The sequence below is a fragment of the Schumannella sp. GW821-FHT10F01 genome (assembly GCF_058809295.1).
This window is the reverse complement of sequence record NZ_JBXASM010000005.1, coordinates 57343-76268: the sequence shown is the minus strand read 5'-3', so window position 1 is coordinate 76268 and position 18926 is coordinate 57343. Positions and strand designations below refer to the sequence as shown.

Here is an 18926-nt window from a genome sequence, read left to right as displayed (position 1 = left end):
GGTGTCGGAGGGGGGCTCCGCGTCCATCGGGCGCGGACCAGCGAGGCCGTTCGCGGCGTCGCGCGAGACGTGGGGCGAGCCGGGCTCGTCCTACTTCAGCGTGTTCGCGCGCGTCATCGCCTTCGTGCTCGCCGTCGCCGTCGCGGGCTTCGCCATCGCCGTCGTGCCGGGCGACCGCGCCGACGCCGTCACCGTCTCGTGGGGTGCCGACGACGGCGGCCCGAACTACCAGGCCACGGTCAACGGCGACTTCATCACCGTCGGCAACGGCGTGCTCGCCTGCTCCGCCGTGCCCGTGTCGGGTGCCGGCACCTGCGCCGACCTCCATGCCGCATCGAACGCGAACACGAACAGCGTCAACGACAACGCGCTCATGCTGAACAACAACAGCGTCAGCGGGTTCACCGACAACTCCTCGACCGCGAACCTGACCATCCCCTCGGGCGCGAAGATCGTCAAGGCGGTGCTGAACTGGTCGGGCAACACCGGCGTCTACACCGGCAACACGACCCAGTCCCTCTGCACCGCGTTCAGCACCGCGCGCGGCACGGCGACGCTGCCGAGCGGCAGCGCGACGGGCTACCAGACCCGCGCCGTGCAGATGAAGGTCGGCACCGGCGCCGTCACCTCCTACGCCCCCGACGACGTGTGGGAGGACGCCGCCAGCCAGGCGACCGCCCGCTACTACAGCGGCGTGGCCGACGTCACCGCCGCGTTCCAGAACGTCACGACGGGCTCGCAGCTCGCGGTCTCCGCCGGCAACATCTGGGCGCCGACCGGGGCGGGCTGCTACGCCGGCTGGTCGCTGACGCTCGTCTACGACTACGGCACCTACATCCTCGGCAACGCGAACTCGGTGCCCCGCTCGGTCGTGCTCTACGACGGCCACGTGCGCGAGGGCCAGAACGACGCCCCGCTGACCGTCGACTTCACCGGGTTCACCGCCGTCGACACCGGCACCCGCGCCAGCTACACGCTCTACGAGGGCGACCGGAACATCACCGGCGACACCGCCTCGTACTCGAGAGGCACGTCGACCACCTTCACCGAGATCCCGAACAGCGCCGGCGCGACCGGCAACATCGGCATCGGCCGGGCGACCGGCTCGGTGAGGTACACCCAGCCGGCGGACACCTCCACTTTCACCAACCAGAGCGTCGACGTCGCCACCGCCTCCCTCGGCAACGTGGTGGCCGGCGACAGCAAGGTCAGCCTCCGCCTCGGCACCACCGGCGACTCCTACCTGCTCACCACCGTCGTGCTCTCCGTGCCGACGGCCGGCCTGCAGGTGAAGAAGACGTACCTCAACGACGCCGGCGGCACCGACATCCAGTATCGGACGGCGAGCGAGAAGGCCACCTTCTTCGTCACGCTCACGAACACCGGCGCCGGCACGCTCCGCAACATCGCGGTCGCCGACGACCAGGCCGACTGCGTCAGGTCCGCCGCCGACCTCAACACGGTCACGCTGCTGCCATTGCAGACGTACACCTATCAATGCACGGCGACGAACAACACCACCGCGGGCTACACGAGCACCGCGAGAGCCACGGCGAACACGGTCGTCGGCGGCTACCTCGCCTCGGGCGCCGACCTCACGACCGTCGTCTTCACGGGCATCGGGCTCACGAAGACGAGCGCGCTCGCCGCCGGCGCCACCGGCAAGGCCGGCGACACCGTGAACTACACGTTCACCGTCACGAATACCGGCGGCGGCCCGCTGACCGGCGTGACCATCACCGACCCGCTCTCGGGCCTCTCGGCGATCACGCCGAGCACGATCGCCACGCTCAACGTCGGCGCCAGCGCCACGGCGACCGCCAGCTACGTGCTGAAGCAGTCGGACGTCGACGCCGGCTCGGTCATCAACACCGCGACGACCACGGGAACGGATGCCGACGGCGGCGTCAAGCCGGTCGCCACCGCCACGCGCACGCAGCCGGTCGCCTCCGCCCCGGCCCTGTCGATCACGAAGACGGGCGCGCTCGCCGCCGGCGGCACCGGCAAGGTCGGCGACACGATCAACTACAGCTTCGCCGTGCAGAACACCGGCAACGTGACGCTGACGGGCGTGCGCGTCACGGATCCGCTCGCCGGCCTCTCCACCATCACGTGCGGATCCTCGACGGGCGGCGCCGTCGGCACGCTCCCACCGGCCGGCACCGCCACCTGCACGGCGACCTACGTGATCAAGCAGACCGACGTCGACGCCGGCTCCGTGAAGAACACCGCCTCGGTCTCCGGCACCTCGCCGACCGGCGCGACCACGACGACCCCGAGCGCCCAGGTCGTCGTGCCGACCATCGCGGCCGCGCCGGCGATCACCACCACGAAGACCGCGGCCTACACGACCGGCTCGGGCGCGGTCGGCAGCGTCATCACCTACACGTTCGTCGCCCGCAACACCGGCAACGTGACGCTGACCGGCGTCGCGATCAGCGACCCGCTCGTCGGGCTCTCGGCGCTGACGTACGGCGCCTGGCCGTCCGGCACGGCGAACACGCTCGCGCCGGGCACCCAGGTCACGGCGACCGCGACGTACACGATCAAGCAGTCGGACGTCGACGCCGGCTCCGTCGTCAACCGCGCGACCTCGACGGGCACCCCGCCGACCGGCGCCGCGGTGACCGGGCAGTCGGCGCAGATCACGACGCCGACCGCGGCCTCCGCCCCGGCGCTGAACCTGACGAAGACGGGCACCGCCTCCGGCCAGACCGCCGGCAGCACCGTCACCTACTCGTTCGTGCTGAGCAACACCGGCAACGTGACGCTCCGCAACGCCGCGATCACCGACCCGCTGTCGGGCCTCTCGGTGATCACCTACGGCACCTGGCCCTCCGGCACCGTCGGCACGCTCGCCCCGGGGCAGAGCGTCACCGCGACGGCGACGTACACGATCAAGCAGTCGGATGTCGACGCCGGCGCGATCACGAACTCCGCCTCCGCCTCGGCAGCGCCGCCGACCGGCGCGATCGTGACGGCAACCCGCTCGGCGACCGTGCCGATCACTCCGGCCGGCGCCCTGACGGTCGCGAAGTCCGGCGCCTACACGAGTGGCAGCGGCGCCGTCGGCAGCGCCATCCGCTGGACGATCACGTTCACGAACTCGGGCAACGTGACGCTGTCGAACGTCGCCGTGTCGGACAGCCTCCCGGGCATCAGCGCCGTCACCTACCCGACGGGCTACACCGGCACGCTCACCCCGGGGCAGACCGTCATCGCGACGGCCACGTCGACGGTGACGCAGGCGCAGGTCGACGCGGGCACCGTGGCGAACACCGCGACCGCGACGGGACGCACCCCGGCCGGCGCCTCCGTCACCGGCACCGGCGCCGCCTCGCTCGCCACCGCGGCCGCCGCACCCGGCCTGACGCTGACGAAGACGGGCGCGATCGCGGGCGGCGCGGCCGGCAACGCGGGCGACGTCATCCAGTACACGTTCACGCTGCGCAACTCCGGCAACGTCACGATCACCGGCGCGAGCGTCAGCGACCCGCTCGCCGGACTCGGCACGCTCACCTACTCGTGGCCGACCTCGACGGCGGGCACGCTCGCCCCGGGGCAGACCGCCACGGCGACGGCGAGCTACACGATCAAGCAGACCGACGTGAACACCGGCAGCGTCAAGAACACGGCGACGGCGACCGGCACGACGCCGACCGGCGGCACGACCACCGCGACGAGCGGCCAGGTCACCACGAACACGGCGGCCGCGGCCCCCTCGATCGTCACGACCAAGGCCGGCGTGCTGGCCTCCGGCGCGACCGGCGTCGCGGGCGACCGGATCAACTGGACGATCACGCTGCGCAACGCCGGCAACGTCACGCTGACCGCGGTCGCGGCGTCGGACTCGCTCGCCGGCATCGGCACCCTGACCTACACCTGGCCCGGCGCCGCGAACACGCTGCAGCCCGGCCAGACCGCCACCGCGACCGGATCGTCGACGCTGTCGCAGACGGATGTCGACGCCGGCGCCGTCTCGAACGTCGCCACCGGCACGGGCACGCCGCCGACCGGTGCGGCCGTCACGAGCCAGGGCCCCGCGACCGTCGCGGTCGCGGCCACCGGCACGATCGCGCTGACGAAGACGCCGAGCATCACGACCGGCGCCCGCGCCGGCGACGTCGTGACCTACACGTTCACCGCCCGCAACACCGGCAACGTGACGCTGACGGGTGTCGCGATCAGCGATCCGCTCGCCGGGCTCTCGTCCGTCACGTACGGCACCTGGCCGTCGGGCACGACCGGCACGCTGGCGCCGAGCACGCAGGTCACCGCCACCGCGACCTACACGGTGAAGCAGTCCGACGTCGACCGCGGCTCGGTCGCGAACACCGCGACCGCGACCGGCCGCACGCCCCAGGGCGCGACGGCGACCACGACGGCGACCGCGAACGTCACGACGGCCGCGGCCGCGCCGTCCATCGCGACGACGAAGACCGCGAGCGTCGCGGGCGGCGGCGCCGTGAACAGCGTCATCACGTACACGTTCACGGCCCGCAACTCCGGCAACGTCACCCTGACCGGCGTCGCGATCAGCGACCCGCTCGTCGGGCTCTCTGCGTTGACGTACGGCACCTGGCCCTCCGGCACGACCGGCACGCTCGCCCCCGGGCAGACCGTGACCGCCACTGCGACGTACACGATCAAGCAGGCCGACGTCGACCGCGGCTCGATCACGAACACGGCCACGTCGACCGGCACGCCGCCCACGGGCGCCGCGGTCACGACGCCGGCGACGATCACGACCCCGGTCGCCGCGTCCGCCCCGGCGCTCGCGCTGACGAAGACCGGCACCGCGAACGGCACGACCACCGGCAGCACGATCAGCTACGCGTTCACGCTGCGCAACTCCGGCAACGTGACGCTCACCGCCGCGGCGATCTCCGACCCGCTGCTCGGCGCCGGCGGCATCACCTACGGCACCTGGCCCTCCGGCACCGTCGGCACGCTCGCGCCGGGGCAGACGGTCACCGCCACGGGCACGTACACGCTGAAGCAGTCGGATGTCGACGCGGGCGCGGTCGCCAACACGGCGAGCGCCACCGGCACCCCGCCGACCGGCGCCCCCGTCGGCACCACCGCGAACGCCACCGTGCCGATCACCGCGACCGGCGTGCTCTCGACCACGAAGACCGGCGCCTACCTCACCGGCTCCGGCGCGGTCGGCAGCGTCATCCGCTGGACGATCACCTCGCGCAACTCCGGCAACGTCACCCTGAGCTCGGTCGCGATCTCCGACTCGCTCGCCGGTCTCGGCGCGCTGAGCTACACCTGGCCCGGCACCGCCGGCACGCTGACGCCCGGCCAGCAGGTCGTCGCGACCGGCGACTACACGGTGACCCAGGCGGATGTCGACACCGGGTCGGTCGCGAACACCGCGACCGCCACCGGCCGCACGCCGAAGAACGCGACCGTCACGAGCACGGCCGTCGCGACGCCCGTGACGACGGCCGCGTCGGCCCCGGCGCTGGCGCTCACGAAGACGGGGGCCGTCGCGGGCGGCGCCGCGGGCAACGCCGGCGACGTCATCACCTACACGTTCACGCTCCGCAACTCCGGCAACGTCACGATCACGAACGCGAGCGTCGCCGACCCGCTCTCGGGGCTCTCCGCGCTGACGTACAGCTGGCCCGGCGCGACCGGCACGCTGGCACCGGGGCAGACCGCGACGGCGACCGCGAGCTACACGATCAAGCAGTCGGACGTGAACACCGGCAGCGTGAGCAACACCGCCACCGCGACCGGGCGCACGCCGACGGGCGGCACGGTCACCACGTCCTTCGGCCCGGTCACGACGCCGACGGCGGCGGCCTCGCCGTCGATCGCCACCACGAAGTCCGGCGCGCTCGCGAGCGGCGCGACGGGCGCCGTCGGCGACACCGTGAACTGGACCATCACGCTCCGCAACGCCGGCAACGTCACCCTGACGGCGGTCACGGCGTCCGACTCGCTCGCCGGCATCGGCGCCCTGACCTACACCTGGCCGACCCCGGGGTCGCCGAACGTGCTGCAGCCCGGGCAGACCGCCACCGCCACCGGCAGCTCCACGCTGAGCCAGGCGGACGTCGACGCCGGCGCCGTCACGAACATCGCGACCGGCACCGGCACGCCGCCCACCGGCGCGGCCGTCACGAGCCAGGGCACCGCGACCGTGCTCGTCACGCCGCGCGCGTCGATCAGCCTGACGAAGACCGCGAGCCCCGCGACCGGCGTCACCGCGAACTCGACCGTCACCTACACGTTCGTCGCCCGCAACACCGGCAACGTCACGCTGAACGGCGTCGCCGTCACCGACACGCACTCCGGGCTCTCGACGATCACCTACGGCACCTGGCCGGCCGCCGGCACGGTCGGCCGTCTCCTGCCGGGCCAGCAGGTCACCGCGACCGCGACCTACGTCGTGAAGCAGACCGACGTCGACGCCGGCAGCATCCCGAACACGGCGAACGTCAGCGGCACCCCGCCGACCGGCGCGGCCGTCACCGCCGCCTCGAGCGCGACCGTCACGACCGTCGCCTCCGCCCCGGCGCTGACGACGACGAAGACCGCCGTGGTGTCGAACGGCGGCGCCGTCGGCGGCACGATCACCTACACGTTCACCGCGACGAACTCCGGCAACGTCACGCTGACGGGCGTCGCGGTCGCCGACGCGATGTTCACGCAGGCGCAGCTGACCTACACCTGGCCCAGCGGCACCGCGGCTCGCCTCCTGCCGGGTCAGCAGGCCAGCGCGACCGCGACCCGCGCCATCGCGCAGGCCGACGTCGACCGCGGCTCGGTCACGAACACCGCGAGCTCGATCGGCACCCCGCCGACCGGCCCGGCCATCTCGTCCGCCCCGGTCACCGTCACGACCCCGGTCGCGGCCGCCGCGCCGAGCCTGACGCTGACCAAGGACGGCAGCACGAACGGCGTCGTCGCCGGCAGCACCATCTCGTACTCGTTCGTGCTGCGGAACACCGGCAACGTCACGCTGACCGGTGTCGGCATCACCGACCCGCTCGGCGGCGGCGCGGGCCGCACCATCACGTACGGCACCTGGCCGTCCGGCACCGCCGGCACGCTGGCCCCCAGCACCCAGGTCACCGCGAGCACCACCTACACGGTCACGCAGACGGATGTCGACGCGGGCGCCGTCTCCAACACCGCGACCGGCGCCGGCACCCCGCCGAGCGGCGCCGCGGTGACCCGCCAGGCGTCGAAGACCGTGCCGCTCGCGGCCGCCGGCGTGCTGACCCTCGCCAAGACCGCCGCGTACTCCAGCGGCTCCGGCGCGGTCGGCAGCGTCATCACCTACACGTTCACGACGCGCAACACGGGCAACGTGACGCTGACCGGCGTCGCCGTCACCGACGCGCACGCGGGGCTCTCGACGATCGTCTACGGCACCTGGCCCTCCGGCACGACCGGCCGCCTGAACCCGGGTCAGCAGGTGATCGCGACCGCGACCTACGCCGTCACCCAGGCGGATGTCGACGCCGGCACGGTGAGCAACTCCGCGACCGCGTCCGGCTCGTCGCCGAACGGCACCACGATCACGAGCGACCCGCCGTCGACCGCGACCCTGTCGACCGCGACCCGCGCGCCCGCGATCGGCACCACCAAGACCTCGTCGGTCTCCGGGACCGGCTCGGTCGGCGACCGCGTCACCTACACGATCACCGCGACGAACTCCGGCAACGTGACGCTGACCGGCGTGCAGATCACCGACCCGATGTTCACGCAGGCGCAGCTCGACTACAGCGCCTGGCCGTCCGGCACGGCGGGCACGCTGCGTCCGGGGCAGTCGGTCACCGCCACCGGCGTCCGCACCATCACGCAGGCCGACGTCGACGCGGGCTCCATCACGAACACGGCCACCTCGACCGGCACCGCGCCGAGCGGCGCCACGCCGGCCACCCCGTCCTCGAGCGCGACGCGCACCACGCCGACCGCGTCGCGTGCCGCGGCGATCACGCTCGCCCAGACCGGCGCCCTGCCCGGCGGCTCGACCGGCCGCGCCGGCGACGTCGTCACCTGGACATTCACCGCGACGAACACCGGGAACACGACCCTCACGAGCGTCACGATCAGCCCCACCCTCACCGGCATCTCGTCGGTGAGCTACGGCAGCTGGCCGTCGGGCACCGTCGGCACGCTGCTGCCGGGGCAGTCGATCATCGCCACGGCGACCTCGACGCTGACCCAGGCCCAGGTCGACGCGGGCTCGGTCACCGATCCGGCCACCGTCGCCGGAACCGCCCCGACCGGTCAGGTCACCGCCTCCGCACCTGCCACCGTCACCTACACGCCGGTCGATCGCATCCGCCTCATCAAGAGCGCGAGCTACACGTCCGGATCGGGCGGCGTGGGCAGCGTCATCACCTACAGCTTCGTCGTGCGCAACTCGGGCGCGACGACGATCACCAACGTGACCGTGGCCGATCCGCACCCTGGGCTCAGCGCGATCAGCTACCCGGCGAACCGCACGCTCGCTCCGGGCGCCGAGCTCACCGCGACGGCGACGTACACGGTGAGCCAGGCCGACTTCAACGCCGGCACGGTGAGCAACCAGGCGAGCGCCACCGGCACGACACCGAGGAACGCGACCGTCTCGAGCCAGTCCGACACGGTGAGCCTGCCGACGGGCACGACCGCCGCGGGCCTCGCGACGACGAAGTCCGGCGTCGTGACGAGCGGCAACGGCGGCGTCGGCAGCGTCATCACCTACACGATCACGGCCCGCAACACCGGCAACGTCACGCTCACCGGCGTCGTCATCACCGACTCGAAGTCCGGCCTGACGCCACTCGACTACCAGTGGCCGAACGGGCCCAACGTGCTCGACCCTGGTCAGACCGTCACCGCCACGACGACCTACACGATCACCCAGGCCGACGTCGACCTCGGTCGCGTGACCAACACCGCGACCGCGAGCGGCGTCTACAACGGCACCACCTACACGGCGAGCTCGCCCGTCTCCAACGTCGGCACCCGCAACGCCGCCGCCATCAGCCTCGCCAAGACCGGATCCGTCACCAGCGGCACCGGCGCCGCCGGCAGCACCGTGACCTGGAACTTCACCGTCACGAACACCGGCAACACCACCCTGAGCAACGCGACGATCACCGACTCCCTCCCGATCGCCGGCTTCACCTGGGTCACGTCGCCCGCCAGCCTCGCGCCGGGCGCGACCGCCACGGCCCGCGCGACGTCGACCGTCAGCCAGGCCGACGTCGACTCCGGCTCGATCATCAACACCGCCACGGCGAGCGCCACCCCGGCCCCGGGCGGTGCGAACCCGCAGAGCCCGACCGCCGTCGCGAGCGTCAGCCTCAACCGCACCAACGCGATGACGCTGACCAAGTCCTCCGCGTACACGACCGGATCCGGCGCGGTCGGCAGCGTCATCACCTACACGTTCGTCGCACGCAACACGGGCACGTCGACCCTGACGAGCGTCGGCATCAGCGACCCGCTGCCGGGGATGTCGGCGATCGCCTACGGCACCTGGCCCTCCGGCACCGCGGGCACCCTCCGTCCCGCCGATTCCGTCACGGCGACCGCCACGTACACGGTCGGGCAGGCGGACGTCGACGCCGGGAGCGTCGTGAACCAGGCCACGACCGCCGCGCGTGCGCCGGACGGCACGAGCGTCGGAGCGACCTCCGCCTCCGTCGTCACGAACACGGCCTCGCGAGCACCCGCGCTGTCGGTGACGAAGAGCGCCGACATCACGACCGGCGCCCGGGTCGGCGACGTCATCCGGTACACCGTCGCCATCCGCAACAGCGGCAACGTGACGCTCACCGGCGTCAGCGCGACCGACCCCCTCACGGGCGGGCTCACGCTGAGCTGGCCGGGCACCCCGGGCACGCTCGCGCCGAACCAGGTCGCCACGGGCACCGGCAGCTACACGGTCAAGCAGTCGGATGTCGACGCGGGCACCGTGACGAACACCGCGACCGCCTCCGCCACGCCGCCGGCCGGCGCGGGCTCGCCGTTCTCGGCGTCCGGCTCCGTGACGACCGCGACGGTCGCGCCGCTCTCGACGATCTCGATCGCCGACTCGGGCGTGCTCGCGCCGGGGTCGACCGGGGTCAAGGGCGACAAGGTCGACTGGACCTACGTCATCACGAACACCGGCAACGTCACCCTCACCGGCGTCACCATGACCGAGCAGCTCTCGCCGCTGGTCGGCCCCACGGCACCGGGCGCCGCCGGCTGGCCCTCCGGCACCGTCGGCACACTGCGTCCGGGCGACGCGGTGACGTACACCGGCGTCTACACCCTCACCCAGGCGGACGTCGACGCGCATACCGTGACGAGCCGCGTCAGCACCACCGGCACACCGCCGTCCGGCGCGAAGCCGACCGCGACGAACAGCGCCGCCGTGGCGATCGCCGCGCGTCCCGCCATGAGCGCTGCGAAGACCGGCGTGCTGACGGGCGGCGGCACCGGCCAGCTCGACGACAACGTGCACTACACGGTGTCGTTCACGAACACCGGCAACGTCACGCTCTACGACGCCCGCGTCACCGACCCGCTGCCCGGCATCACGCCCCCGACGATCACCTGGCCGAACCCGGCGGCGCCCGGCACCGTGCTGCCCGGCGAGACGGTCAAGGGCGAGGCGGACTACCGCCTGACCCAGGCCGACATCGACCGGGGCTTCATCGACAACACCGCCCACGTGCGCGGCTCGATGACCGTCGGCGGACCGGATGACGCCACCGCCGTGACGAACACCGTGCACATCCCCGCGGCGCAGGCCGCACCCGCGCTGACGACGATCAAGAGCGGCGTGTACACGAGCGGCACCGGCGCCGTCGGCAGCGTCGTCACCTGGACCGTGACCGTGCGCAACAGCGGCAACGTGACGATCGACGGCGTCGTCGCGACCGACTCGCTGACCCTGCAGAACCTCAGCCCGGCCGGCGGCGCGCTCGGCTCGCTCGCCCCCGGTGCCAGCGCCTCGCTCACCGGCACGACGACCCTGACGCAGGCCGACGTCGACTCGGGCGCGGTCGCGAACACCGCGTCGGCTGCCGGCACCTCCAAGCGCGACGGCACGACCCGGGTGACGAGCAACACCGCCTCGGCCACGGTCGCCACGAATCCGGCCGCGCCGTCGATCGCCATCGTCAAGACCGCCGCCAAGGGCACGGGCTGGAACGACCGGGCCGGAAACACGGTGAGCCTCGGCTACACCGTGACGAACACCGGCAACCAGACCCTCTCCGGCGTGACGATCGCCGACGCGGGCGTGGCCGGCGGCACCGTGAGCATCCCTGCCTCCGCCTGGCCGGACCCGTCGAAGCCCGGCGTGCTCCTGCCCGGCCAGAGCGTCGTCGCGAGCGCCACCCACACCACCACGCAGGCCGAGGTCGACGCGGGACGCTCGGAGACGCCCGCGACCACGACCGGCACGCCGCCGGGCGGCGCCGCGAACGTCACCGCGACCTCCACCGCGGGCGTGCCCATCGCCTCCGCCGCGGCCATGGCCGCGACGAAGAACGGCACGGTGCGCGGCACCGGCGCCGTCGGCGACCGCATCGACTACGACTTCTCGATCACCAACACCGGCAACGTCACGCTGTCGCTCGTGAACCTCACCGACGCGCTCGGCGGGGTCTCGACGCCGGTGTTCGGCACCTGGCCGGGCGCCTCCGGCATCCTGCCGCCGGGACGCACGATCACCGCGACGGCGACCTACACGATCACGCAGGCGGACGTCGACCGCGGCACCGTCACGAACGTCGCCACCGCGAGCGGCAAGCCGCCGACGGGCGACACGATCTTCGTCGACTCGCCGGCGTCGAACTCGACGGCCGCCCCGGCCGCCCCCGCGCTGCAGGTCGCGAAGACCGCGAACCCCGTCTCCGGCATCACCGCGGGCTCGACGATCGGCTACACGATCACCGCGCGGAACACCGGCAACGTGACGCTGAACGGCGTCACGCCGACGGACACGCTCGCCGGCATCTCCGCGCTGACGCCGACCTGGCCGGGCGCTGCCGGCGTGCTCGCGCCGAACCAGGTCGTCACCTGGTCGGCGAGCTACGTCGCGACGCAGGCCGACGTCGACGCCGGCGCCGTCACCAACGCCGTCCGCGTCGACGGCACGGGCGTGCGCGGGGGACCCGCGACGAACACGGCGTCCGCGACCTCGACGGCCCAGGCCTCCGCGCCGGCGATCACGATCACCGACAGCGGCGCGCTGGCTCCGGGATCCACCGGCACGGCCGGCGACCGGGTCACCTGGACCTACGTCATCACCAACGCCGGCAACGTCACGCTCACCGGCGTCACCGCGACCGAGACGCTCGCCGGCACCACGGCACCGGTGTACGCCTGGCCGGGCACCGCCGGCCGCCTCGCGCCGGGGCAGTCCGCGACGGTCACCACGACCTACCCGCTGAAGCAGAGCGACATCGACGCGGGCACCGTGCACAGCGCCGTGTCGACGACGGGCACCCCGCCGACGGGCGCGAACGTCTCCGCGACGAGCTCGGCCGACGTCGCCATCACGCGCGCCCCGGACTACACGGTCGTGAAGAGCGCCCAGCTGCTGAACGGCGGCACGGGCGCGGTCGGCGACACCGTCCGCTACAACCTCGTGGTCAAGAACACCGGCAACGTCACGCTGTACCGCGCCGAGCTCGTCGACCCGCTGCCGGGCCTCGGCACGCAGCATCCGACGTGGCCGGCCGCGGACGACGGGTCCGTCGTGCCCGGCCGTGTCCCGGTGGGCAAGACGGCGACGGGCTACGCCGACTACGTGATCACCCAGACGGATGTGGACGCCGGCCAGATCCTGAACACCGCGCATGTCGCGTTCTACACGACGCCGACGCCCGACTCGACCCTGCCGGTCCGGCGGGACTCCAACGAGGTCGTCCTCCCGACCGTGCAGTCCGCGCCGCAGCTCACCGTCACGAAGACGGGGGCGGCGACCCAGGGCGGCACGGCGGGCGGCCGGATCAACTGGACCGTCACGGTGCGGAACACCGGCAACGTGACCGTCGACGCGGTGCAGATCACCGACGACCTCGCGCTGCAGGGCCTCGCCTACTCGTGGCAGCTCGCCGACGGCACCACGTCGACCGCGGTCAGCGCCGCGCTCGCACCCGGCAAGACCGGCACGCTCACCGGCTTCACGCCCGTCACGCAGACCGACGTGGATGCCGGCGCCGTGAGCAACATCGCGCACGCCACCGGCACGCCGGTGCGCGGCCCCGCGACCGTGCGCGGCAACGACGCGCCCGCGACCGTGCGCCTCGCCTCCTCGGTGCCGGGCATCCAGGTGACCGACTCGATCGCCAAGGGCGCCGGCTGGGCCGACAAGGCGAACGACGTCGCGAACGTCACCTACACGATCGTCAACACGGGCAACACGACGCTGACCGGCGTCGCGCTGACCGACGCGCTCGGCATCAGCGGCCTGACCTACGACGCCGGCTTCACCGGCACGCTCGCGCCGGGCCAGACCGTCGGCGCGACCGCGGTGTACCGCGCAACCCAGGCCGACATCGACCGCGGCACCATCACGAGCACGGCGACCGCGACCGGCCAGCCGCCGCAGAGCCAGCCGCTGGTGCGCTCGACCGCGAGCTCGTCGATCTCGTCGGCGGAGCTGCCGGGCATCTCCGTGGTCAAGACCGGCTCCCTCCGCAACGGCGGTGCCGTCGGCACGCAGATCGACTACCGCTTCCGGGTGACCAACACCGGCAACGTCACGCTGATCCTGGTCGACCTCATCGACCAGCTCACCGGCGTCAGCGACCCGGTGATCGACTGGCCGAACGACGCCCGCCCCGGCGTGCTGCTGCCCGGCGAGATCGCCGACGCCACGTCGACCTACACGATCACGCAGGCCGACGTCGACCGCGGGAGCGTCTCGAACACGGCTATCGGCGTCGGCAAGCCGCCGCGCGGCGACGTCATCCAGGCGACCTCCAACGTCGACGTCACCGCGGTCGCGCCGGCCGCGCCCGGCCTCGCCGTGACGAAGACGGCGACGACCTCCGGCGGCGGCGCGCCGAACGCCGGCGACACGATCAGCTACGCCATCGCGATCCGCAACTCCGGCAACGTGACCATCACCGGGATCACCGCGCAGGACGCCCTCCCGGGCCTCACGGGGTTCACCATCTCGTGGCCGGGCGCCGTCGGCACCCTCGCGCCCGGCCAGATCGCGCGCGCGACGCCGACGTACCAGGTGACCCAGGCCGACGTCGACCGCGGCTCCGTCGCCAACACGGTCACCGCGTCCGGCACCGCCGGCACGACCACCGTGCCCGGAACGGCGAGCGTCAGCACGACCACGGCGACGCGCGCACCCGCGCTCTCGGTCACCGACACCGGCGCCCTGCCGGCCGGCTCCACCGGCACCAAGGGCGACGTGGTCACCTGGACCTACGTCGTGAAGAACACGGGCAACGTCACGCTGACCGGCGTCGGCGCGACGGAGACGCTGTCCGGTGCGACGGTTCCCGCCTTCCAGTGGGGCAGCGGCACCCCCGGCGTGCTCGCGCCCGGGCAGTCGGTGACCGCGACCTCCACGTATCCGCTGACGCAGGCGGACATCGACGCCGGCACGGTGCCGTCGCGGGTGACCGCCACCGGGACGCCGCCAGCCGGATCCGGCGCGGGGCCGACCGCGACCGCGACCGCGGCGGTGACCATCCCGCGCGCCCGCGACTTCACCGTGGTCAAGTCGTCCGCGATCCTGAACGGCGGTCTCGGCCAGGTCGGCGACACCGTGCAGTTCACGATCGAGGTGCAGAACACCGGCAACACCACGCTGTACCGCGGCCAGCTCTCCGATCCGCTGCCGGGCATCTACAACCTCCAGCCGGTCTGGCCGGTCGGGGCCGACGGCCAGCGCGTCGAGGGCCGGATCGAGCCGGGCCAGACGGCTCGCGGCACCGCCGACTACAAGGTCACGCAGGTCGACGTCGACCGCGGCTTCATCGTGAACACCGCGCACGTGCGCTTCTACCCGACCGCGAACCCGAACGACACGACGAACCCCGTCGACCGCGACTCGAACACGGTCACCACGCCCACGATCCAGGCGGCGCCCGCGCTGACCTCGGTGAAGAGCGCGACGATGACCGGCACGGGCCGGGTCGGCGACACGATCACCTACACGATCCGCACGACGAACACGGGCAACGTCCGCGTGAACGGCCTCATCGTCACGGACCCGCTCGTCCGCCTGTCGGCGGTCACGACCGACCGCACCTCGCTCGATCCCGGCCAGGTCGCGGTGAGCACCGCCACCTACGTGCTCGACCAGGCCGACGTCGACCGCGGCTCGGTCGTGAACCAGGCGACCGCGACCGCGACGCCGGTCCGCGGCGCCTCGTCGGTGACGACGCAGAGCAACCAGCTCACGACGACCACCGTCGCGCGCACGCCCGCGATCACGGCGACCGACGCCGGCGCCCTGGCCACCCCCGCCGACGACGTCGCCGGCGGCACCGTGAACTGGTCGTACAGCCTGACGAACACGGGCAACGTGACGCTGACGGGCGTGGCCCTGGCGGACGCGCTCGCCGCGCGCCCCGGCTACACCGGTCCGGTGTACGGCACCTGGCCCTCCGGCACGCCCGGCACGCTCGCGCCGGGGCAGACCGTCACGGTCACCGCCACGTCGACGCTGACCCAGGCCGACATCGACGCCGGCGCGATCGTCAGCACCATCACCGGACGCGGCACGCCGCCGACCGGCGCCGACGCGACCGACAGCCGCTCGGCGAGCGTCGTGCTCGATCCGCGCAGCGGATTCTCCGTCGAGAAGACCGGCGCGCTGGCCCGTGCGGGGCAGAACGGCGTCGGCGACACCGTCGTGTTCGGCTTCACGCTCCGCAACACCGGCAACGTGACACTCCACGACGTGACGCTGAACGACTCCCTCGGCGGCCTGTCCGCGCCGGTCATCAACTGGCCGGGCGCAGACGGCGTCATCCCGGCGGGCGGCACGGTCACGGGCACGGCGCGCTACCAGATCGCGCAGGCGGACGTCGACCGCGGCCGCGTCGAGAACCAGGCCTCCGCCACGGCGACCGCGCCGAACGGCTCCGTGCTCCCGGCCCAGTCGACCCTCGTCACCGTGCCGACGGCCACCCGCGCCGCGGCGCTCTCCGTGACCAAGGGCGGTGCGCTGACCTCGGGCACCGGCAACGCCGGCAGCGTCGTGCGCTTCACCTTCACGATCCGCAACACCGGCAACGTGACGGTCTCCGGCATCGCCCTGACCGACTCCCTGCCCGGCATCGCGGCGCCGACGCTCACCTTCCCGGGCGGCGTCACGTCGCTCGCACCGGGTGCCACGGCGACGGGCTCTGCGGACTACACGCTGACGCAGGCCGACGTCGACCTCGGCCACGTGGACAACACCGCGCGGGCCACCGGCACCGGCGCGGACGGCACCGCCGTCGGCGCGGACTCGAACACCTACCGCTTCACCACCGCGACCTCCCAGCCGGCGATCTCGACGACCCTGACCGGCGCCTTCCAGGCCGGCCAGACCGGCGTGCTCGGCGACACCGCGGAGTACACGATCGTCATCACGAACACCGGCAACACCACGCTCACGGGCGTCGACTACACCGGCACGCTCGCGCCGTTCACCGAGACCGGCCGCACCTGGCCGGCCGGCAGCCCCGCGGGAACGCTGCCGCCGGGCGCCTCCGTCACGATCACCGGCACGCACGTCGTCACGCAGGGCGATGTCGACGCGGGCGTCATCCGCGACGCCGTCACCGGCCGCGGCACCGACCCCTCCGGCACCCGCGTCAGCGCCGCCTCCGAGCAGGTCGTGCTCCCCCTGGCGACCTCGTCGCCGGACCTCGAGCTGGCGAAGTCGGGCGCGGTGCAGGGCGCCGGCGGGGTCGGCGGCACCGTGCGGTACACGTTCACGCTGCGCAACGCGGGCGCGCAGACCCTCCACGGCGCGACCGTGTCCGACGGGCTCACCGGCCTCGGCCCGCTCACCTGGACCTGGCCGACCGCGGATGCCGGCGTCATCCCGCCGGGGCAGCAGGCCGTCGCGACCGCCGACTACCGGATCACGCAGGCCGACATCGACCGCGGCGACGTGCAGAACACCGCGACCGCCGCCGCGCTGCTGCCGGACGGCACGCGCATCACGACCGTCTCGAACGCGACGGATGTGGCGGTCGGCGGCGCCGGCGCACCCGCCATCGACATCACGAAGACCGCCGCCCTCGCCGCCGGTGCGGCCGGCCGCGTCGGCGACCGCGTCGAGTACGCGTTCGACGTGGCGAACACCGGCGACGTGACGCTGACCGGCGTGACCCTCGGCGACGCGCAGCCCGGCATCACCGGCTGGACCTACGCGTGGCCCGGCACGCCCGGCACCCTCGCGCCCGGGCAGCACCTCACGGCGACGGCGTACTACGTGCTCACCCAGGCGGATGTCGACGCGGGCACGCTGAACACCGTGGCGAGCACCGGCGGCACGGGCGTCCGCGGCGGCACCGCGGCCGACACCGCGACCGCCCCCGTCGTCATCGCGGCCGCCCCGGCGCTCAGCGTCACGAAGACCGCGACCGCCGTGGGCACGCCCCGCGCCGGCTCGACGATCGACTACGACCTCTCGATCACCAACACCGGCAACGTGACGCTGCACGACGTGCGCCTCGACGACCCGCTGCTCGCGGGCACGACGGTCACGCCCGTCTGGCCCGGACCGGCCTTCCAGCTCGAGCCCGGCCAGACCGTGCGCTACTCCGCCGACTACACCGTGACCGCCGCCGACGTCGACGCGGGGGCGGTCGCGAACACGGCGACCGGATCCGCCCTGCCGCCGACCGGTACCACGCGCTCGAGCCAGAGCGCCTCGGCCGTCGTGCCGGTGCCGAACGGCGCGACGATCTCGCTCTCGCAGAGCGTCGCGATCCGCGACGGGCGTCCCGGCTACGCGGGCGACACGCTCGTGTACACGTACGTCATCACGAACACCGGATCGCGCACGCTCACCGATGTGACGCTGACCGACCCGCACCCGGGCCTCGGGCCGATCGTGTTCGGCGCCTGGCCCGGCGCCACCGGCGTGCTCGACCCGGGCCAGAGCATCATCGCGACCGCGACGTACGTCATCACCGCGGCGGACCAGGGCACCATGGTGCGCGCCACCTCCTCGGTGAGCGCGACCGGCGCCAGCGCGGCCCAGCAGGTGAGCGACGTCGCGGCGGCGGCCATCCAGCTGCCCGCGGTGACCGCGCCGCCCACGACCGGGCCCGTGCGCCCCGGCGGCGGACTGGCCTCCACCGGACTCGACGTGTGGCTCCCAGGATCGATCGGCCTGCTCCTCGTAGGGTTGGGGATCGTGCTGATGGGCGGGGCCGGGCTCCGCCGACGGAACAAGGAGGACGCATGACCGCGAGCATCCGCTCCCGAGGCGCCGCTCTCTCCGCCCTGACGGCGGTGCTGGTGGCCGGAGCCCTGGCGGGCTGCACAGGCGGCGCCGAGCCGTCGAAGTCGCCGACCCCGAAGCCGACCAAGTCGGCGTCGGCGCAGGCGGACCCGGGGCTGACCGACATCACGACCGCGCCCGGCACCCGCGAGGGCGTCGAGGGCGCGAAGGCCGACAACGACCTCACGACGTGCGAGCCGAAGGGCGACGGCTGGGCCCTCGCCGGCACGGTGACGAACTCGAAGGACTCCGCGGTCGACTACGCGATCTACGTCTCGCTGCTGGACAAGTCGAACGAGACGCGCGCGCTCGTGGAGGTCGACGTCGCCGGCGTCGCCGCGGGCGAGAAGAAGGACTGGTCGAAGGACGTCGCCCTCGACGAGAAGAACCTCACCTGCGTCGTGCGCACCGAGCGCTACGCGGCGGCGAAGAAGTAGCGGTCCGAGCTCGGATCCCTGAGCCTGTCGAAGGGTCCGCACCCGGGTCGGACCTCGAC

The 18926-nt window shown here is 73.3% G+C and carries 2 protein-coding genes; both read left to right on the top strand.

Annotated features, from left to right (window positions below):
• Position 1: 1 nt before the first annotated feature.
• Positions 2 to 18394 (top strand): DUF7507 domain-containing protein, encoded by an 18393-nt coding sequence (locus tag AC1RSJ_RS07715; protein ID WP_493117773.1) that lies wholly within the window; start codon positions 2 to 4, stop codon positions 18392 to 18394.
• Positions 18391 to 18867, top strand: coding sequence for a hypothetical protein (locus AC1RSJ_RS07710; protein ID WP_493117772.1), 477 nt, complete (start codon positions 18391 to 18393; stop codon positions 18865 to 18867). The genes AC1RSJ_RS07715 and AC1RSJ_RS07710 overlap by 4 nt, the downstream gene beginning before the upstream one ends.
• Positions 18868 to 18926: the final 59 nt, after the last annotated feature.

Excerpts from the sequence above, each read along its gene's own strand:
- AC1RSJ_RS07710 (WP_493117772.1), top strand. The coding sequence starts at position 18,391 with ATGACCGCGAGCATCCGCTCCCGAGGCGCCGCTCTCTCCGCCCTGACG.